The sequence below is a fragment of the Limnohabitans sp. 2KL-51 genome (assembly GCF_003063645.1).
In the GTDB taxonomy this organism is placed as follows: Bacteria; Pseudomonadota; Gammaproteobacteria; order Burkholderiales; family Burkholderiaceae_C; genus Limnohabitans_A.
Genome location: NZ_NESJ01000008.1, coordinates 21,617 through 38,348, shown reverse-complemented (window position 1 = coordinate 38,348; position 16,732 = coordinate 21,617). Strand labels below are relative to the sequence as shown.

At 52.1% G+C, this 16,732-nt stretch carries 25 protein-coding genes and 1 pseudogene; all 26 read left to right on the top strand.

Translation table 11 applies throughout. The features are described from left to right. Positions 1-64: 64 nt before the first annotated feature. The 26 genes and pseudogenes from B9Z49_RS09910 to B9Z49_RS09785 all read left to right on the top strand — a co-directional run bounded on the left by B9Z49_RS09910 (position 65) and on the right by B9Z49_RS09785 (position 16,719). Positions 65-370, top strand: coding sequence for a type II toxin-antitoxin system Phd/YefM family antitoxin (locus tag B9Z49_RS09910; protein WP_108353292.1), 306 nt, complete (start codon positions 65-67; stop codon positions 368-370). Continuing rightward, on the top strand, positions 360-785 hold the full coding sequence (locus B9Z49_RS22555) for a putative toxin-antitoxin system toxin component, PIN family (protein WP_108353291.1): 426 nt from the start codon (positions 360-362) through the stop codon (positions 783-785). Before B9Z49_RS09910 ends, B9Z49_RS22555 begins: the two co-directional genes overlap by 11 nt. Before the next feature lie 183 nt (positions 786-968). Beyond that, positions 969-1,130: a UPF0175 family protein gene (locus tag B9Z49_RS09900; RefSeq protein WP_108353290.1), complete on the top strand. Its 162-nt coding sequence runs from the start codon at positions 969-971 to the stop codon at positions 1,128-1,130. After that, positions 1,127-1,336, top strand: coding sequence for a hypothetical protein (locus tag B9Z49_RS09895; protein WP_108353289.1), 210 nt, complete (start codon positions 1,127-1,129; stop codon positions 1,334-1,336). The genes B9Z49_RS09900 and B9Z49_RS09895 overlap by 4 nt, the downstream gene beginning before the upstream one ends. Continuing rightward, positions 1,314-1,715, top strand: coding sequence for a PIN domain-containing protein (locus B9Z49_RS09890; RefSeq protein WP_108353288.1), 402 nt, complete (start codon positions 1,314-1,316; stop codon positions 1,713-1,715). The genes B9Z49_RS09895 and B9Z49_RS09890 overlap by 23 nt, the downstream gene beginning before the upstream one ends. A 45-nt stretch (positions 1,716-1,760) precedes the next feature. Beyond that, a complete protein-coding gene (locus B9Z49_RS09885; protein WP_108353287.1) occupies positions 1,761-2,165 on the top strand; it encodes a HipA domain-containing protein in 405 nt (134 codons plus the stop codon). A 58-nt stretch (positions 2,166-2,223) separates the two neighbouring features. Then, complete coding sequence (locus B9Z49_RS09880) at positions 2,224-2,481, top strand: pantothenate metabolism flavoprotein (RefSeq protein WP_108353286.1); 258 nt, start codon at positions 2,224-2,226, stop codon at positions 2,479-2,481. A 204-nt stretch (positions 2,482-2,685) separates the two neighbouring features. After that, positions 2,686-2,928 (top strand): winged helix-turn-helix transcriptional regulator, encoded by a 243-nt coding sequence (locus tag B9Z49_RS09875; RefSeq protein ID WP_108353285.1) that lies wholly within the window; start codon positions 2,686-2,688, stop codon positions 2,926-2,928. 186 nt (positions 2,929-3,114) lie between these two features. After that, positions 3,115-3,480 carry a MarR family EPS-associated transcriptional regulator gene (locus B9Z49_RS09870; RefSeq protein ID WP_108353284.1) on the top strand — a complete coding sequence of 122 codons (366 nt, stop codon included), beginning with the start codon at positions 3,115-3,117 and terminating at the stop codon, positions 3,478-3,480. Between the two features lie 71 nt (positions 3,481-3,551). Next, positions 3,552-3,746 carry a type II toxin-antitoxin system VapB family antitoxin gene (locus B9Z49_RS09865; RefSeq protein ID WP_108353283.1) on the top strand — a complete coding sequence of 65 codons (195 nt, stop codon included), beginning with the start codon at positions 3,552-3,554 and terminating at the stop codon, positions 3,744-3,746. Next, positions 3,743-4,114, top strand: a complete 372-nt coding sequence (locus tag B9Z49_RS09860) for a type II toxin-antitoxin system VapC family toxin (protein ID WP_108353282.1) — start codon at positions 3,743-3,745, stop codon at positions 4,112-4,114. Before B9Z49_RS09865 ends, B9Z49_RS09860 begins: the two co-directional genes overlap by 4 nt. Positions 4,115-4,133: 19 nt before the next feature. Beyond that, entirely contained in the window at positions 4,134-5,612 is a 1,479-nt protein-coding gene (locus B9Z49_RS09855; protein ID WP_108353281.1) for a mannose-1-phosphate guanylyltransferase/mannose-6-phosphate isomerase, read from the top strand. 197 nt (positions 5,613-5,809) lie between these two features. Continuing rightward, a complete protein-coding gene (locus B9Z49_RS09850; RefSeq protein ID WP_108353280.1) occupies positions 5,810-6,061 on the top strand; it encodes a UPF0175 family protein in 252 nt (83 codons plus the stop codon). Beyond that, entirely contained in the window at positions 6,058-6,534 is a 477-nt protein-coding gene (locus B9Z49_RS09845; RefSeq protein WP_108353279.1) for a DUF3368 domain-containing protein, read from the top strand. Before B9Z49_RS09850 ends, B9Z49_RS09845 begins: the two co-directional genes overlap by 4 nt. A gap of 496 nt (positions 6,535-7,030) precedes the next feature. Further along, a complete protein-coding gene (locus tag B9Z49_RS09840) occupies positions 7,031-7,360 on the top strand; it encodes a nucleotidyltransferase domain-containing protein (RefSeq protein WP_108353278.1) in 330 nt (109 codons plus the stop codon). Beyond that, complete coding sequence (locus tag B9Z49_RS09835; RefSeq protein WP_108353277.1) at positions 7,357-7,833, top strand: hypothetical protein; 477 nt, start codon at positions 7,357-7,359, stop codon at positions 7,831-7,833. The genes B9Z49_RS09840 and B9Z49_RS09835 overlap by 4 nt, the downstream gene beginning before the upstream one ends. A gap of 33 nt (positions 7,834-7,866) precedes the next feature. After that, a complete protein-coding gene (locus B9Z49_RS09830) occupies positions 7,867-8,292 on the top strand; it encodes a MarR family EPS-associated transcriptional regulator (protein ID WP_108353276.1) in 426 nt (141 codons plus the stop codon). Then, a complete protein-coding gene (locus tag B9Z49_RS09825) occupies positions 8,283-8,570 on the top strand; it encodes a nucleotidyltransferase domain-containing protein (RefSeq protein WP_108353275.1) in 288 nt (95 codons plus the stop codon). The genes B9Z49_RS09830 and B9Z49_RS09825 overlap by 10 nt, the downstream gene beginning before the upstream one ends. Before the next feature lie 253 nt (positions 8,571-8,823). Next, positions 8,824-9,189: a MarR family EPS-associated transcriptional regulator gene (locus B9Z49_RS09820; RefSeq protein WP_108353274.1), complete on the top strand. Its 366-nt coding sequence runs from the start codon at positions 8,824-8,826 to the stop codon at positions 9,187-9,189. Then, positions 9,186-10,481, top strand: coding sequence for a nucleotide sugar dehydrogenase (locus B9Z49_RS09815; RefSeq protein WP_108353273.1), 1,296 nt, complete (start codon positions 9,186-9,188; stop codon positions 10,479-10,481). The genes B9Z49_RS09820 and B9Z49_RS09815 overlap by 4 nt, the downstream gene beginning before the upstream one ends. A 26-nt stretch (positions 10,482-10,507) precedes the next feature. Then, complete coding sequence (locus B9Z49_RS09810; RefSeq protein ID WP_108353272.1) at positions 10,508-11,458, top strand: Gfo/Idh/MocA family protein; 951 nt, start codon at positions 10,508-10,510, stop codon at positions 11,456-11,458. A 27-nt stretch (positions 11,459-11,485) separates the two neighbouring features. Then, positions 11,486-13,342 carry an acyltransferase family protein gene (locus tag B9Z49_RS09805; protein ID WP_108353271.1) on the top strand — a complete coding sequence of 619 codons (1,857 nt, stop codon included), beginning with the start codon at positions 11,486-11,488 and terminating at the stop codon, positions 13,340-13,342. A gap of 3 nt (positions 13,343-13,345) precedes the next feature. Then, on the top strand, positions 13,346-13,927 hold the full coding sequence (locus tag B9Z49_RS09800) for an acyltransferase (protein WP_108353270.1): 582 nt from the start codon (positions 13,346-13,348) through the stop codon (positions 13,925-13,927). A gap of 24 nt (positions 13,928-13,951) precedes the next feature. After that, positions 13,952-14,080: pseudogene (locus tag B9Z49_RS09795) on the top strand (aminotransferase DegT); the annotation flags it as partial. A gap of 152 nt (positions 14,081-14,232) precedes the next feature. After that, positions 14,233-15,570 carry an MBL fold metallo-hydrolase gene (locus B9Z49_RS09790; protein WP_108353269.1) on the top strand — a complete coding sequence of 446 codons (1,338 nt, stop codon included), beginning with the start codon at positions 14,233-14,235 and terminating at the stop codon, positions 15,568-15,570. Between the two features lie 21 nt (positions 15,571-15,591). Further along, positions 15,592-16,719: a DegT/DnrJ/EryC1/StrS aminotransferase family protein gene (locus B9Z49_RS09785; RefSeq protein ID WP_108353268.1), complete on the top strand. Its 1,128-nt coding sequence runs from the start codon at positions 15,592-15,594 to the stop codon at positions 16,717-16,719. Positions 16,720-16,732: the final 13 nt, after the last annotated feature.

Below are 16,732 nucleotides of genomic sequence, written 5' to 3'. Positions count from 1 at the left end.
ATCTGACCCCAAAGAATCGAAACAGCGAGAATAGCTGTAACACCTATTCAAAGGAGCGACGAACATGCTCACCATGACCTCTCTTGCTGCTCAGAATCAATTTGGGATGCTCATTGATGCATCCCAGCGGCAACCCGTCGCTGTCACCCGACGTGGCCGCCCGGTGGCCGTTGTTCTGTCTTATGAAGACTACCAAGCAAGCATGCGCACCATCCCGTTTCAGGTGGCCATGCTCGTCAGTGAAAACTACCCGCTGCGCGGCAAAGAAGCTGGTGACTCAATGCGTCAGCACCTCGCAAAAATGAGCAACAAAGCCGCCGAAGAAGGCCTGACCGAAGCAGACGTCACGCGCATGCTCCATGAAGACTAAGCCCGCGTACATTGTCATAGACACCAACGTCCTGATCAGTGCCGGCCTGTTACCCCAGTCCAAGACTGCCCAAGTTCTGGCCCTCGCCGTTGAGCACTTTGTGATTGCTCAAAATCAGCAGACTTGGCATGAGCTGGAGACGCGCATAGCGCGGCCAAAGTTTGACCGGTATTTTGGGGACTCCGGCAGCATGGCGCACTTGGTCAAGATTGCCCAGTCCATGCAGCACTTCGAGGTGACGGCAGAGGTTGTCGTCAGTCGTGATTCCACAGACGATAAATTCATTGCACTGGCCCTTGATGCCGGAGCCAGCATCCTCATCTCTGGCGATCCAGACCTGACAGATGTGCGCATGCATCAGGGTGTTGAAGTTCTCTCGCAAGCCCACTTTTTCGAGAGGTTCAAGCCACTCTAAGCTGCTTCTTTCTTGTTGCCGACGCTCAACCAAGGCCCCCACAGGCTCCTTGAGTATTCAAACAATTGGGATCTGACCCCAATTAACGCAGGATAGGGCCTGATCCATGAGGCGCGATAAACTCGGGCCTTGGCCAGCCAACACTTCAGCCGCTTTGGCCCGCATTGCCAGCAGGAGCACACCATGCAAATACTTGTTGAAGTACCCGCTCACATGCCCGACGCAGCTCAGTGCAGCCCACAGCAATTTATGCAAGACGCAAAACTGGCCATGGCTGTCAAGTTGTTTGAGATGAAACGACTCTCGTCCGCAATGGCCGCATCGCTCTGGAGTAAAAATTCATGAATACTGTCAAGAAAATTGTTGAAGAAATACGTTTTTTACCCGAAATGCAAGCGCGCGAAGTGCTTGATTTTGTTGGTTATTTAAAAAGCAAACTCAAACACGCTGATAAAACGGATCAAAACGTCAATGACTTTGACCAATTTGGCTCGGTGTTTGATGGCAATTTTGATCGCGATGCCTGTTATGACCGCCAAATCATTTCTTGATACCAACATTGTCCTCTACACGATCGGACAAGATACGCACAAGAAAACGGTGGCTCGACAACTCGTCACCACTGGCCCCATGGTCAGTTCCCAAGTTATCAATGAATGCGTGAATGTTTGCCTGAAGAAATTCAACTTTGACAAAGTTCAGGCCTACGCCTTCGCTGACACCGTGATGAATAAGGTCAACGTGGTACCCGTGGATGAAGCAGTGATTCGCAAAAGTGCCGAACTCGCCATCAATCACCAACTGTCCAATTGGGATGCCTTGATTGTTGCCGCGGCTTTACTTGCTGACTGCGACACGCTTTGTTCTGAGGATATGCAACATGGGCGGCTCTTTGAAAATAGCTTAAAAGTCATCAATCCGTTCGTATAACAGATTGCTGTAACAATCGGGATCTGACCCCCATGGCACTCGGCGATTCGAGCAGCAACAGCGGCGGGACAAGAGCCGCAGCTGGGCTATCCCGAGTTGGCGCGCCTTTTAAGGCGTGCGGGTGTGGCACAAAACGGGGTGAACTTGCTGGACGCTGAGGAGTTGTTTCGGCGCATGGTGTTCAACATCTTGATGAACAACACCGACGACCATGAAAAGAACCATTCCTTGCTCGTCGTGAACCCTTTTGAGCATGGACGACTGAGGCTGGCCCCGGCATACGATGTGTTGCCCACCAACTCAGGGCAGGGATATCAGGAATTCATTTGCGGTGCGCAAGGGCGCGATTCGACACTGACCAACGCAATGACCGAATGTGATTCGTTTGGCCTGTCGCCCGCCGAGGCTGCGGCCGAAGTGATGCGTGTCATTGAAGTGGTGGGCGGCTGAACAATCGGGATCTGACCCCCCATGGCACAATCATTGCAATCACTTTGAGGAGCCTTGTATGAGCAGCATCACGATCCGAAACATCGACGACAAGCTCAAAGCCAGCCTGCGCATGCGCGCGGCAAGCCACGGCGTGTCCATGGAGCAAGAGGTCCGAAATATCTTGCAAACCACCTTGGCACAAGATGCCAGCCAAGACAGTGGGCTGAGCTTTGCGCTTCGTATCAACCAGCGGTTCAAAGGCTTAGGCGGTGATGGCCTGGTTTTGCCTGAGCGCACCACCTCGCGTCCATTGCCAGACTTCAGCAAGCCATGAGCAACAGCTAGACCCATTGACATACCAGACGCCCAAATTGCCGCTATCGCCCTCGCTGCCAACCTCCAGCTCGTCACCCGCAACACCAAAGACTTTGGAGGCATCGACGGCCTGCAAGTCATTAATCCCTGGCAACTGCACTGATCCCCCCATGGACTTCATCAACCTGAAAACCTAATGCAAGAGCGCACCTAATCGGTGGTGATGACTTTTGTACGACCGCCAGAAAAAACGCCGGAGAAAACGCTGGAGAAAACGCCGGAGAAAACGCCAAACCTGATTATTACCCTGCTTAGAGCGGCCCCCGATGCAACCATTTCTGAACTCGCCCAAAAGCTTGGCAAATCAGACAGTGCCATCGAGCGAGCCATACGCAAGCTCCGAGCAGAAGGCAAACTCACCCGCATCGGACCCGCCAAAGGCGGTCGCTGGCAAGTCATGGGTTGAAGTCATGACAATAAAAAACATGTAACGCACCCTACCCAACCCGCATACAACAACTAGAATCGTTCGTTTTCGTACAGTCAACCCGGCCACCCCGCGCCAAGACCCCCGAAAAAACACCCCCGTGCCCCCGCTGCAAAACAGCGCGCGCACTGCGGTAGCCTGCCCAAAGCACTGCACACGCCCCCCATGACCACCCGCCGATCCCAGCTGCAAGAAGACACCAACTACCGGGTGCTGCGCATGCTGCAAGACAACCCCGACCTGACACAGCGCGAAATCGCTCAGCAGCTGGGTGTCAGCACCAGCGGGCTTAATTACTGCCTCAACGCACTCATCGACAAAGGCTGGGTCAAGGTGCAGAACTTCAGCCAGTCCAAAAACAAATTTGGCTACATCTACGTGCTGACCCCGCAAGGAATTCTGGAAAAAGTCGCGCTCACCAGCCGATTTTTGCAGCGCAAACAAGCCGAATACGAAGCCCTGCGCGCCGAAATCGACAGCCTGAGCGCTGAGCTGAACGCGCCCCCACACGTCAGGTCTGCCAAACCATGACCTCGGCTGTTTGATTCAACATCGAATTCATCATAATATGATGCGAAAATTGATGCATCGAGGTAACCACCATGCGAACCACACTGACTCTTGACGATCAATTGCTGGCACAGGCCCAAAAAATCAGCGGCCTGACAGAACGTTCACAACTCCTGCGTGAAGCCCTACTGGCCTTGGTGCAGCGGGAAAGTGCCCACCGCCTTGCGCAACTGGCAGGCACTGAACCCCAACTCACCGACATCCCACGGCATCGTCCCGCTGCATGATTCTGGTTGACACCTCGGTCTGGATAGATCATTTGCGCCAAGGCGAGCCTGCCCTGGTTCAGGCCTTGATACAAACACAGGTGGTCATCCACCCCTTCATCGTGGGCGAGCTCGCATGCGGCAATCTGCACAACCGCCAAAACTTGCTTGAACTTCTGCAAGCACTGCCCCCCGTCAAAACTGCCATGGACCAAGAAGTCATGCAATTCATCGAAAGCCAAAAGCTCATGGGCAGGGGCATTGGCTACATAGACGCGCACCTCTGTGCCAGCGCACGGCTGTCAGGGTGCAAGCTTTGGACACGTGACAAAAGACTGCTCTCTGTGACTCAAATGCTGGCCTGCCATTGGCCAGAAGCCGTTCACTGACATCACTGCCCAAATACAAATGACCCCCATAACCCAACACATCACCCCCGTCATCCTGTGCGGCGGCTCTGGCACCCGGTTGTGGCCCCTTTCGCGCACAGGCTTCCCCAAACAATTCTTGTGCTTGACCGGAAACGACAGTCTGTTTCAGCAAGCCGCGCAGCGCCTGAACCAGCTGGGCAACGCGCACATCCAAGTCAGCCCCCCGCTCATCGTCACCGGCGAAGAGCACAGGTTTTTGGCGACCGAACAACTGCGCGAAACGGGCATTGAGCTGGGCCGCGCCCTGCTCGAACCCGTGGGCCGCAACACCGCCCCGGCCCTGACTTTGGCGGCCCTGGCGGCCATGGAAGGTGGGCAAGACCCCATCCTCGTCGTCACCCCCGCCGACCAAACCGTGGCCCAGCCCGCCGCCTTTACAGCGACCATGCACCAAGCAATCGCCCAAGCCGCCACCGGCAGCATCGTGATCCTGGGCATCACCCCCCACCACCCCGAAACCGGCTACGGATACATCCACGCACCCCGTCATTGCGAGGAGCGAAGCGACGCGGCAATCCGCCACACCATCCCGGTACAAGCCTTCGTCGAAAAACCCAACCAAGCCACCGCCGAAAGCTACCTGCAACAAGGCGGCTACTACTGGAACGCGGGCATGTTCGTGCTCAAAGCCTCGGTCTGGCTGCAAGCGCTGCAACAATTTCGGCCCGACATCGCCCAAGCTACCCAACAAGCTTGGGACACGCGCAGCACAGACGCCGCCTTTGTGCGCCCCGGCAAAGCCGAATTCACCGCCATTCCCTCAGAATCCATCGACTACGCCGTCATGGAACACTGCCCCGGCAGTACATTCCCCATCCAGATGGTGCCGCTGGACGCTGGCTGGTCTGACCTGGGCGCGTGGGACGCGGTGTGGAACGTGCTGCCCAAAGACGCCCAAGGCAACGCCCATGTGGGCGACGTGCTGGCCACAGACAGCCACAACACCCTGGTGCACGCCAGCAGCCGCCTGGTGAGTTTGGTGGGCGTGCGAGACCTGGTTGTCATCGAGACCCCTGACGCCGTGCTGGTGGTAGACAAAAACCGCAGCCAAGACGTCAAGCACATCGTTGCCCAACTGCAAGCGACAAAGCGCGAAGAACAAACCCTTCACCGCAAAGTGCACCGCCCCTGGGGCTGGTACGACAGCATCGACGAAGGAGGGCGGTTCAAGGTCAAACGCATCCTGGTCAAACCCAAAGCCAGCCTCAGCCTGCAAAAGCACCACCACCGCGCCGAACATTGGATCGTGGTGACCGGCACCGCCGAAATCACCAACGGCGACAAGGTGCTGACCCTGACAGAAAACCAATCCACCTACATCCCCCTGGGCACCGTGCACCGCCTGTCTAACCCAGGCATCATCCCGCTCGAAATCATCGAAGTCCAATCCGGCAGCTACCTGGGCGAAGACGACATCGTCCGCTTTGAAGACACCTACGGCCGGCAAACCCCCTAAGACCCGTGCGCCACGACTCCCATGTCATGTCAATTGTTGGGCCGTGCCAAAGCAACAGCCTCTGCGCAATCCCGCACAACGAACAGCAGCACCCAGACAATGAAAAAGTCCCGAACAACCATGCGGCGCGATAAACTTGGGCCTCGACCAGCCGGCACTGCCGCCGCTCTGGCCCGAATAGCCAGCAGGAGCACAACATGCAAATAGCCATAGAACTGCCTAACGACTTTGTCTCTTTTTTGGGAGCTAGCCAAGTTCAAAAGGAAATCCGCATTTCTTATGCACTGTGGTTGTATCAGCAAAGCCGCGTCACGCTGGCCAAAGCTGCCCAGATTGCTAGCGTTGACATTTATGAATTCATGAGCGTTTGCAAGGCAAACCAAGTGCCAACGCTGGACATCAGTCCTGAAGATTTAGCGCAAGAATTGTCCGAACTTAAAACAGCATGATTCTGGTTGCTGACGCCTCCGCACTCATAGCGCTTGCAACGTGTGATGGGCTTTTATGGCTCGAAAAACTCTTCGGTGAAGTTCTTGTACCCGAAACGGTGTTCTCCGAAGTAGCGATTTCCGACAAATCTCAGTCCCTTCGATTGAGAGCTTACTTAGAAGGCAAAGTGCGTCAAGTTGACATGAATGGTTATGTCTATCTTGACGCCTATGCCGACGCCGGCGAGACACAAGCCATGGTTCTTTACAAAGCCGTCAATGCTGACTACCTTTTGATTGACGACAAGCGCGGCCGTAAAGTTGCTCAGATTAACCAAATCAAAGTTGTTGGCTCGCTAGGTGTTCTTATCCAGGCCAAAAAAGCAGGCCTGATTGATCAAGTTAAGCCACGGTTGGACCAGATTGCACAAAGTCAAATTTTCATGGCCCCCACTTTAGTCAGTGCCGTGTTGGCTATGGCTGGTGAACAGTAAAGCGTCCTACTAACTTCTGAAAAAAATCGGGATCTGAGCACAATTACCCAATTAGCAGACCCCGCATCCAGTGCGGGGTGACAGGCCAAGGATGGATTTTGTAGGAGCCCACCCCGTGGGCGATGGGCGTGGCACACGCCCTCAAATGCGCATCAAAGACAATCGCCCACAGGGATGGGCTCCCACAAAGACAATCGCCTGCCGGGGCCGTGACAAAAAAACATGTAACGCACCACCCCCAACCCGCATACAACAACTAGAATTGTTCGTTTTCGGACAGTCATTCCGGCCACCCCGCGCCAAGACCCCCGAAAAACACCCATTTGCACCGCTGCAAAACAGCGCGCGCACTGCGGTAGCCTTCCTGCTTCTCTGTCATCCCGCCCCCCTGTCATCCCGGGCCCCGACCCGGGATCCATCCCCCAAAGACATGGACCCCGGATCAAGTCCGGGGTGACAGTTAAGATAACTCCACGGGCACACGCGAAGCAAATACATGCGCCTCAGCACCGATCAAATTCAAGCCATACGCCAAGCCGCCACAGCCGCATTTGGTGAAGGGGCGGCGGTTTGGTTGTTCGGCTCTCGTGTGAATGACTCCAAAAAAGGCGGCGACATTGATCTGCTCGTTTGCCCACAAGGCCCCACGGCCGGACATGCCACCGACTCCTCAAAGTCCCAACAAACCTTCATGCAAAAAATCAAGATGTTGAACTTGCTGGAGCGTGCTCTAGGGGAGCGCAAAATTGACATCGTTGTCGAGCACCCGCAGGACCAGCGGCCCATTGTTGAAGTGGCCCACACCACAGGCATCAGACTCCAATGAAGCAAACCCCCGAACAACTGGCGCTGCAGCACAGCATGTCACTGTGCCAAGGCCATGCCGAAGCACTACAAGAGGCCTTGCAAGACATTCAGCTGCGGGACATGGGTTTGGACGACTACACCCATTTGAACAAAGAAGACCGCCGATTGCTGGACCAATTTGCCTACAGATATACCCGGCTGCAAGACGACATGGGCGTCAAACTGGTACCTGCCGTGCTCAAAGCACTGGGCGAAGATGTTGCCCCCATGTCAGCACTCGACCGTTTTGCCCGGCTCGAGCAACTCGGTTGGCTGGCCAGCGCTGATGAATGGCAAACCCTGCGCCAAATCCGCAACCAGTTTGCCCACGACTACCCAGACAACGCACTTGAGCGGTTTGAACGCTTGCAAGCCGCCATCGGAGCTGCAGCCCAGCTCATGTCCGTGCTGACCCGCTTCCAAAACAAAAGCAAATCACAAATGACGGGCTAAGCGTGTCCACACCAACACGCCACCTTTAACCCCATGACCACCCGCCGATCCCAGCTGCAAGAAGACACCAACTACCGGGTGCTGCGCATGCTGCAAGACAACCCCGACCTCACGCAGCGCGAGATCGCCAGCCAACTCGGCGTCAGCACCAGCGGCCTGAACTACTGCCTCAATGCCCTCATCGACAAAGGCTGGGTCAAGATGCAGAACTTCAGCCAATCGAAAAACAAATTCGGCTACATCTACGTCCTGACCCCCAGCGGCATCGCCCAAAAAGCCGCCCTCACGGGCCGATTCTTGCATCGCAAAATGCACGAATTTGAAGCGCTCAAAGCCGAAATCGAAACCCTGCAGACCGAGGTGGGCGAGCAACACAGCGGTGTTGCACAAATACCAAGTCTTTCCCCGGTCCGTCAATTAGCACCGCCCAATCACCCATTTGCCACCCCATGCGCCTGACACCCGTCCAGATCGACACCATCAAAAATATCCTGAGTCGTTACGACCCACAGGGACAAGTGATCTTGTTTGGCTCCCGCACGCAAGACCAACTCAAGGGCGGTGATATTGACTTATTCATGCAAACCAGTCAGCCCATCAGCCTCAAACAGCAGATGCAAGCTAACTGGCAACTGGAAGTGGCGCTGGACACCTGCGTGGATTTGTTGCTGTGTAACCCAGGGGAATCCGAAGAGCCTATTCACACCATAGCCAAGCGACAAGGGGTGCGGATATGAGCCCGGAAGCCAGTCCCTCTCGTCTGGATCGGTTGAACCTCTTGCCAGAAGAAGCATCCTTTGTTATTCAAACTTTTCTGGAGATAGAAATCTATCTACGTGGGAAAGAATTGATCTGACCAAAGTTGCTTGAGCGTATTTTGGTGAGCACAAAATTGGCATCGCTTGAGAGCAGCCACAAGACCAGTGCCCCATTGTTCAAGTAGCCCACGCCCCCGTCATCCCGGGCCCCGACCCGGGATCCATCCCCCCCATGACCACCCGCCGATCCCAGCTGCAAGAAGACACCAACTACCGGGTGCTGCGCATGCTGCAAGACAACCCCGACCTGACGCAGCGCGAGATCGCCAGCCAACTGGGCATCAGCTCCAGCGGCCTGAACTACTGCCTGCGGGCGCTCATCGACAAAGGCTGGGTCAAGATGCAGAACTTCAGCCAATCGAAAAACAAATTCGGCTACATCTACGTGTTGACCCCCAGCGGCATCGCCCAAAAAGCCGCCCTCACGGGCCGATTTTTGCAACGCAAAATGCAGGAATTTGAAGCGCTCAAAGCCGAAATCGAGCTCCTGCAGTCCGAAACTGCGCAACCCAGCGCCGACCAGCCCCAAAGCACATGACCCCACACAAAACCATCGCCATCATTGGCCTGGGCTACGTCGGCCTGCCCCTGGCCGTTGAATTTGGCAAACACCGCGCCACGCTCGGGTTTGACATCAACCCAACCCGCATCAACGAACTGCAAAACGGGCAAGACCACACCCTGGAATGCAGCCCCGAAGAACTGCACAGCGCCACGCACCTGCGCTACAGCGCCAACGCCGCCGACCTGCAAGCGGCGAAAATCTACATCGTCACCGTGCCCACCCCGGTGGACCAGGCCAACCGCCCCGACATGACACCGCTCGTCAAAGCCAGCGAAACCGTGGGCAAAGTGCTCAAAGCCGGTGACATCGTCATTTACGAATCCACCGTCTACCCCGGCGCCACCGAAGAAGTGTGCGTGCCCGTTCTCGAAAAATTCAGCGGCCTCAAGTTCAACCAAGACTTCTTCTGCGGCTACAGCCCCGAGCGCATCAACCCCGGCGACAAAGTCAACACCCTCACCACCATCCGCAAAATCACCAGTGGCAGCACGCCCGAAGTGGCAGACGAAGTCGACGCCCTCTACAACGGCATCATCAAAGCCGGTACTTGGAAAGCCAGCAGCCTCAAAGTGGCTGAAGCCGCCAAGGTCATTGAAAACAGCCAGCGCGACCTCAACATCGCCTTCGTCAACGAACTCTCGGTCATTTTCGAGCGCATCGGCATCGACACCCTGGAAGTGCTGGAGGCCGCAGGCAGCAAGTGGAACTTCCTGCCGTTTCGCCCCGGCATGGTCGGCGGCCACTGCATTGGTGTGGACCCGTATTACCTGACCCATAAAGCAGAAGAGCTGGGTTACCACCCGCAAATCATCCTGGCTGGCCGCCGCATGAACGACAACATGGCCCGATACGCCGCACGCAACGTCATCAAACGCATGCTGCAAAACGGCATCGACGTGGCCCACAGCAAAGTCGGCGTCATGGGCATCACCTTCAAAGAAAACTGCCCTGACATCCGCAACAGCAAAGTGGCCGACCTGGTCAAAGAACTGCAAAGTTGGGGCGTCACCGTCGTCGTCACCGACCCCTGGGCCAATGCTGCAGAAGTCAAACACGAATACGGCATAGAGCTTGGCGAAGTCAATGCCCAGAACCCCGTTGACAGCCTGGTCATCGCCGTGGGCCACAAAGAGTTTCGGGCACTGACACCCGACACCCTCAAAAGCTACTGCAGCACCGCCCACCAGCCCGTGGCCGCCGACCTCAAAACCCTGTACGACCGCCACGCCATGGCCGACGCCGGCTTCACCGTCTTCCGCTTCTGAGCGCAGCCACAGCCCCTCATAAAACCATGAAAAACTTCGCACTCATCGGCGCAGCCGGCTACATCGCACCCCGCCACATGCGGGCCATCAAAGACCTGGGCCACAACCTGTCTGTGGCCTATGACATCAACGACTCGGTCGGCATCATCGACAGCATCTCGCCGCACAGCGAATTCTTCACTGAGTTCGAACGCTTTCAAGAATTTGCCCACCAGCTGCAGCGCATCCCTGCAACGCGGCTCGACTACGTGGCCATCTGCTCGCCCAACTACCTGCACCATCCGCACATCGCCGCAGGCCTGCGCCTGGGCTGCGACGTCATCTGCGAAAAACCCTTGGTCCCCACGCCCGAGCTGATGGACGAGCTGGCCCTGGTGGAGCAAGAAACCGGCAAACGCGTTTACAACATCCTGCAACTGCGCCACCACGACGCCATCCTAAAACTGCGCGACAAAGTCGCCGCCGCCCCGGCCGACACCAAATTTGACGTCGAGCTCACCTACATCACCAGCCGAGGCAAGTGGTACATGGAAAGCTGGAAAGGCGACAACCGCAAATCCTTTGGCGTGGCCACCAACATCGGCGTGCACTTCTACGACATGCTGCACTTCATCTTTGGCAAGCTCCAGAGCAACGTCGTGCACCACACAGGCACCCAAAAAGCCGCTGGCTACCTCGAATACGAACGCGCCCGGGTGCGCTGGTTCTTGTCGATTGACGCGAACGACCTGCCCGCCGAAGTGCAAGGCAAAAAAACGACTTATCGCAACATCGACATCAGCGGCGAACAGCTCGAATTTAGCGAAGGCTTTACCGACCTGCACACCACCAGCTACAGCGAAATCCTGGCGGGCCGAGGCTACGGCCTGGCCGACGCCCGCCACTGTATTGAAACCGTTAACGTCATCCGCACCGCCAAGGTCGTCAAAGGCGAGCTGGGTGAAGTGCACCCCTTTGTACCCAAGCTGGTCGATTGAGCCCCGGTTATTGTTCACCATCCAAATATGCAAATGATGGATGCAGGCCAAAAAAGCTTGCTACGGCCTGATATTCAAGCACTGCGTGCGATAGCCATATTGGCCGTCGTCATATGCCATATGAATCCGAAGTGGCTGCTTGGCGGCTATCTGGGCGTGGACATGTTTTTCGTCATTTCAGGTTTTGTGATTACACAGTCACTACTTATTCAAGAAAAAATAAACGTATGGAAGTTTTGGCTTCAGCGTTTTTTTAGAATAGTACCCGCCTACATTGTGATGTTGGGCGTTATCGGTATTGCAACGTCAATTGTATTTACCAGAGAAAATTTTACTCAATTCAAGACTTCATGGCTTGAAGCCATTTTGTTTTTCTCAAATCAATATTTTTCAAGTTACGGAGACTATTTTTCTCCAAAAATGAACCTACAACCCTTGTTGCATACATGGTCATTGGCTATAGAAATGCAATTTTACTTGTTGTTCCCCATCATTTTTATGCTCAGCAAACGGCTGAATTTTGTATGGTTCTTATTAATAGTTAGTGTTTCCGGTTTTGTTGCCGCAGAGTTGATTTGGCGAGCGAGCAACAACAGTCAGTCGCTGTATTATTCATTATTTCTGCGAGCGCCTGAGTTTTTGCTGGGTTGCTCACTTGCTATTATTTTAAATAAATATAAATTTGAGTGGATCAAAAATAATCAAATATTTTTTGCTCTTACTGGCTTTGTTTTGATATTGTATTCCATTAGTTTTATTAATAGCGATCAATTTTCGCCAGCTACAGCAGCCATAATTTGCTTGGGTGTTGCACTTGTCATAACTGCAGAAATTCAAAGCGGCTGGATATTCAAACTACTCGGCACACCAACTGTCCAGCTCATTGGGCTTATGTCTTTTTCAATCTATCTTTGGCACTGGCCAATTCTTGCGTATGGGCGTTACATATACGGCAATTTTGATTGGACGCTAGACCTTATTTTTGGATACGCATTTTTTGTCGCAGTTGCTGGCTATTTATCTTGGATGTTTATTGAAAGTAAATGTAGACTGAATATTAAAAAGACCTATCTTTTTAATTTCATAAAAATTACACCAGTGATTTGCTTGGGTATTTCACCTATAGTATTTGCCCAAGAAATCAATTCAAAAGTCCCTGATTTGCCAATTGAATATAAAAGGTATGCAGATCCTGAAACCATTTGTCACGGGAAAATATTGCCCATTTGTGATCGTGGTAGTAAATCCTCAGAGAGGAGAATATTATTAATCGGCGACAGTCATGCTGCGCAACTAAACCTCGCCGCAGATACATTTGGTAAAGAATTAGACATAAAAGTTGAAGTCATCACAGCCAGCAGTTGTTTGCCAATTATCGGATTCGATTTAATGCAAATACCAGAATATTCTCGCGCACAATGTCTCAGTCAGATTAAAGTGATTGATCCATTGATTAAAAAATCTAAAAATATCATTCTGGCAGGCATGTGGTCATATCAGTTGCAAAACCCGAAAAATCATAAATTAATTAAAAACTTATTGCGGTACGCCAGAAATAATAAGAAAAATATTTGGGTGCTTGCTCAAGTGCCGAAGATGAAAAGTAACCCACAAAGAGTAGCACACGTTTCACATTTGGGTGTGCGAGTGCCAACTCAAATGGATACAGATTGGCATGAAGCCAATGAATTGATGCGAAAAATGTCAGCTCAGTATTCAAATGTAAAATTTATAGATTTATCTAAAGATGTTTTTTTTAATGACTTGCCATTTAACAGCGGAGATCTTATCTATCATGATGAACATCATTTGAATGAAATAGGATCGAAACGTTATGGCGCATTGTTAATTAATGAATTCAAAAAATATTCGATAGCTAAATAAAACATGCAACAGTTCACCATCCATCCATCGGCCATCGTCGACCAAGGCGCACAAATTGGCGCAGGCTCCCGCATTTGGCACTTTGTCCATGTGTGTGGTGGCGCAAAAATCGGCCAAGGTGTGTCACTTGGCCAAAACGTGTTTATCGGCAACCAAGTCACCATTGGCGACCGCTGCAAAGTGCAAAACAACGTCAGCGTGTACGACAACGTCACGCTCGAAGAAGGCGTCTTCTGCGGCCCCAGCATGGTGTTTACCAACGTGCATAATCCCCGAGCCCTGATCGAGCGCAAAAACGAATACCGCAACACCTTGGTCAAAAAAGGGGCAACCCTTGGCGCCAACTGCACCGTGGTCTGCGGCGTCACCATTGGTGAATATGCCTTTGTGGGCGCAGGCGCAGTGGTCAACAAAGACGTGAAACCCTACGCCCTCATGGTCGGTGTACCCGCCCGCCAAGTGGGCTGGATGAGCCAGTTTGGCGAACAAATTCCGTTGCCGCTGCAAGGTCAGGGCTCAGCCACCTGCCCCCACACTGGTGCCAGTTACAGCTTGCAAGGCGACACGCTCACACGCGCAGCCTGACCCGCCCAAACGAAAGCCACCGCAATGGAATTCATCGACCGCAAAACCCAATACCAACGCCTCAAGTCCGAGATTGACGCCGGCATTCAGCGCATGCTCGACCACGGCCAATACATCTTCGGCCCCGAAGTGGCCGAGCTTGAAGAAAAGCTGCCAAATTAAATCGAAGTCACGTACTGCACCATCTTTTGCAATTAAATGTGCAACCAGTGACACATCAGTTGGAACACAAGATATTTTTTATGAGCAATTTTCTTGGTTCCTATAGTTTTAAAAATTTAAATTAAAAGTTATTGAGATATCAAATGGTTAACTCCTTACCAAAGCTAACATTCCTCAATCATGCTTCTTTCATGATTGAAAACAATGATTCAGTTTTACTGATTGACCCATGGTATGAAGGCGCGGCATTTAATCAAGGCTGGAACTTGTTAGATACGAGTATTAAAAATTGTGATGTAATCAAAAAACTAGTTGATAGCAATAAAAAAATATTTATTTGGTTCTCGCATGAACACTCCGATCATTTTTCGGTTCCTTTCATTAAAAAATTAAAAAATGAAAAAATTGATCTAACATTTTTATATCAAAAAACATTGGATGGACGTATTGGTAACTTTTTAAGAAAAGACAATTTTAAAGTGTTGGAGCTAAATGATGGGCAATCCTTTCACCTGAGTACAAATTTCGAAATTAAAAATTGGAAATATCACTCAGGAGATTCATATTGCTGGATTCGATGCGCCGATATATGTCTCTTAAATTTAAATGATTGCGTAGTAAATAATTCAGATGCAGCATTTGATATTGCAAATAAAATATCGAGCAAAATTGATATTTTGTTTACACAATTTGGCTATGCAAATTGGGTAGGCAATGAATCCGATAAAGAATATAGATCAAAAGTTGCACAAGAAAAATTTGAGCGAATTCAAATTCAGGCTGAAATTTTAAAGCCGAACATTGTAATTCCGTTCGCTTCTTTTATATATTTTAGCCACTCTGACAATTTTTACCTTAATGATGAACAAAATACGCCTGAAAAATTGCGGGTTGCAGAACAACTCATGCTTTTGCAAGAAAATATATTTTTTATGAAACCATATGATCAGCTAATTCTAAAAAACGGATTTGAGATTAGAAATAAATTACAGGTATCAACAAAAATGGCTGAGCAGCACTGGAATGATTTGATGAATAAAATACAGCCCAATATTAATAGTGACAGTACAATTGGTGCCGATTTTTTAGAAAAAAAATTCAAAAAATTTCGCAATAAAACATTTTCCAATTTTTTAATAGCACCTCAAATTTTAGAGTTTTTCGGTTTCATAAAACCATTAAAAATTGAAATTACTGATGCATTGATTAAAATTGAATTATCTTATATCAAAGGTTTCAAAATTTTAAACAATGATGTTGATTTTGATATTGCGATGAAATCGGATGTGCTGGACTTTATTTTTAGCAACGACTACGGATACAACGCAACAGCAGTAAATGGACGATACAAAACAGAATATGTGGATGCCAATGTCAAATTTGGTAGATTTTTTTCACCACAAGAATACCTCAAGAATGGATATGGACTATTGTCCCCATTAAATACCATTGTTATGGTTTTTAAAAGATTCTTTAATTAACCTCATCAAATCCAGGCAGCCATGGACTTCATCGACCTTAAAACCCAATACCAGCGCCTCAAGGCCGACATCGATGCCGGCATCCAGCGCGTGCTGGACCACGGCCAATACATCCTCGGCCCTGAAGTGGCCGAGCTGGAAGAAAAACTGGCCGCCTACACCGGGTCCAAGCACTGCATCACCGTGGCCAACGGCACCGACGCACTGCAAATTGCGCAAATGGCGCTGGGCATTGGCCCGGGGGACGAAGTCATCACCCCCGGCTTTACTTACATCGCCACCGCCGAGACCGTGGCCCTGCTGCGGGCCAAACCGGTGTATGTGGACATCGACCCACGCACCTACAACCTGGACCCGGCCCTGCTCGAAGCCGCCATCACCCCCCGAACCAAAGCCATCGTGCCCGTGAGCCTGTACGGCCAATGCGCCGACTTTGACGCCATCAACGCCATCGCAGCCAAACACGGCATCCCGGTGATTGAAGACGCGGCCCAAAGTTTTGGCGCAACGTACAAGGGCCGCAAGAGCTGCAACCTCAGCACCATTGCGTGCGCCAGCTTCTTCCCCAGCAAACCCCTGGGCTGCTATGGCGACGGCGGGGCCATTTTCACCAACGACGACGAACTGGCCAAAGTCATGCGCCAAATCGCCCGCCACGGCCAGGACCGCCGTTACCACCATGTGCGCGTAGGTGTCAACAGCCGCCTGGACACCTTGCAAGCGGCCATCATCCTGCCCAAACTGGCCGTGCTGGACGAAGAACTGGCTCAACGCCAACGCGTGGCCGACACCTACAACGAACTCCTCAAATGTCATCCCCGCGAAGGCGTGGATCCATCTTCTGTATCCCTCATCACCCCCCACATCGAACCCCACAACACAAGCGCCTGGGCCCAATACACCGTCCAAGTAGCTGACCGCGAAGCCCTGCAAGAACAGTTGAAACAAGCCGGCATCCCCACCGCCGTGCACTACCCCATCCCCCTGAACAAACAACCCGCCGTGGCCGACGCCAGCGTGCAACTGCCCGTGGGTGACGCAGTCGCGCAGCGGGTGATGAGCTTGCCTATGAGTGCAGATCTAACAGCAGCAGACCAACAAACTGTCCTAGGTGTACTAACAACATTGCTTGTTCGTGTCACTAACTGACGCTATCGCTGCG

What these genes read in the sequence shown, in the direction of transcription:
- B9Z49_RS09910 (WP_108353292.1), top strand. Translation starts at nt 65, where the DNA reads ATGCTCACCATGACCTCTCTTGCTGCTCAGAATCAATTTGGGATGCTC.
- B9Z49_RS22555 (WP_108353291.1), top strand. Translation starts at nt 360, where the DNA reads ATGAAGACTAAGCCCGCGTACATTGTCATAGACACCAACGTCCTGATC.
- B9Z49_RS09900 (WP_108353290.1), top strand. Translation starts at nt 969, where the DNA reads ATGCAAATACTTGTTGAAGTACCCGCTCACATGCCCGACGCAGCTCAG.
- B9Z49_RS09895 (WP_108353289.1), top strand. Translation starts at nt 1,127, where the DNA reads ATGAATACTGTCAAGAAAATTGTTGAAGAAATACGTTTTTTACCCGAA.
- B9Z49_RS09890 (WP_108353288.1), top strand. Translation starts at nt 1,314, where the DNA reads ATGACCGCCAAATCATTTCTTGATACCAACATTGTCCTCTACACGATC.
- B9Z49_RS09880 (WP_108353286.1), top strand. Translation starts at nt 2,224, where the DNA reads ATGAGCAGCATCACGATCCGAAACATCGACGACAAGCTCAAAGCCAGC.
- B9Z49_RS09875 (WP_108353285.1), top strand. Translation starts at nt 2,686, where the DNA reads ATGACTTTTGTACGACCGCCAGAAAAAACGCCGGAGAAAACGCTGGAG.
- B9Z49_RS09870 (WP_108353284.1), top strand. Translation starts at nt 3,115, where the DNA reads ATGACCACCCGCCGATCCCAGCTGCAAGAAGACACCAACTACCGGGTG.
- B9Z49_RS09865 (WP_108353283.1), top strand. Translation starts at nt 3,552, where the DNA reads ATGCGAACCACACTGACTCTTGACGATCAATTGCTGGCACAGGCCCAA.
- B9Z49_RS09860 (WP_108353282.1), top strand. Translation starts at nt 3,743, where the DNA reads ATGATTCTGGTTGACACCTCGGTCTGGATAGATCATTTGCGCCAAGGC.
- B9Z49_RS09855 (WP_108353281.1), top strand. Translation starts at nt 4,134, where the DNA reads ATGACCCCCATAACCCAACACATCACCCCCGTCATCCTGTGCGGCGGC.
- B9Z49_RS09850 (WP_108353280.1), top strand. Translation starts at nt 5,810, where the DNA reads ATGCAAATAGCCATAGAACTGCCTAACGACTTTGTCTCTTTTTTGGGA.
- B9Z49_RS09845 (WP_108353279.1), top strand. Translation starts at nt 6,058, where the DNA reads ATGATTCTGGTTGCTGACGCCTCCGCACTCATAGCGCTTGCAACGTGT.
- B9Z49_RS09840 (WP_108353278.1), top strand. Translation starts at nt 7,031, where the DNA reads ATGCGCCTCAGCACCGATCAAATTCAAGCCATACGCCAAGCCGCCACA.
- B9Z49_RS09835 (WP_108353277.1), top strand. Translation starts at nt 7,357, where the DNA reads ATGAAGCAAACCCCCGAACAACTGGCGCTGCAGCACAGCATGTCACTG.
- B9Z49_RS09830 (WP_108353276.1), top strand. Translation starts at nt 7,867, where the DNA reads ATGACCACCCGCCGATCCCAGCTGCAAGAAGACACCAACTACCGGGTG.
- B9Z49_RS09825 (WP_108353275.1), top strand. Translation starts at nt 8,283, where the DNA reads ATGCGCCTGACACCCGTCCAGATCGACACCATCAAAAATATCCTGAGT.
- B9Z49_RS09820 (WP_108353274.1), top strand. Translation starts at nt 8,824, where the DNA reads ATGACCACCCGCCGATCCCAGCTGCAAGAAGACACCAACTACCGGGTG.
- B9Z49_RS09815 (WP_108353273.1), top strand. Translation starts at nt 9,186, where the DNA reads ATGACCCCACACAAAACCATCGCCATCATTGGCCTGGGCTACGTCGGC.
- B9Z49_RS09810 (WP_108353272.1), top strand. Translation starts at nt 10,508, where the DNA reads ATGAAAAACTTCGCACTCATCGGCGCAGCCGGCTACATCGCACCCCGC.
- B9Z49_RS09805 (WP_108353271.1), top strand. Translation starts at nt 11,486, where the DNA reads ATGCAAATGATGGATGCAGGCCAAAAAAGCTTGCTACGGCCTGATATT.
- B9Z49_RS09800 (WP_108353270.1), top strand. Translation starts at nt 13,346, where the DNA reads ATGCAACAGTTCACCATCCATCCATCGGCCATCGTCGACCAAGGCGCA.
- B9Z49_RS09790 (WP_108353269.1), top strand. Translation starts at nt 14,233, where the DNA reads ATGGTTAACTCCTTACCAAAGCTAACATTCCTCAATCATGCTTCTTTC.
- B9Z49_RS09785 (WP_108353268.1), top strand. Translation starts at nt 15,592, where the DNA reads ATGGACTTCATCGACCTTAAAACCCAATACCAGCGCCTCAAGGCCGAC.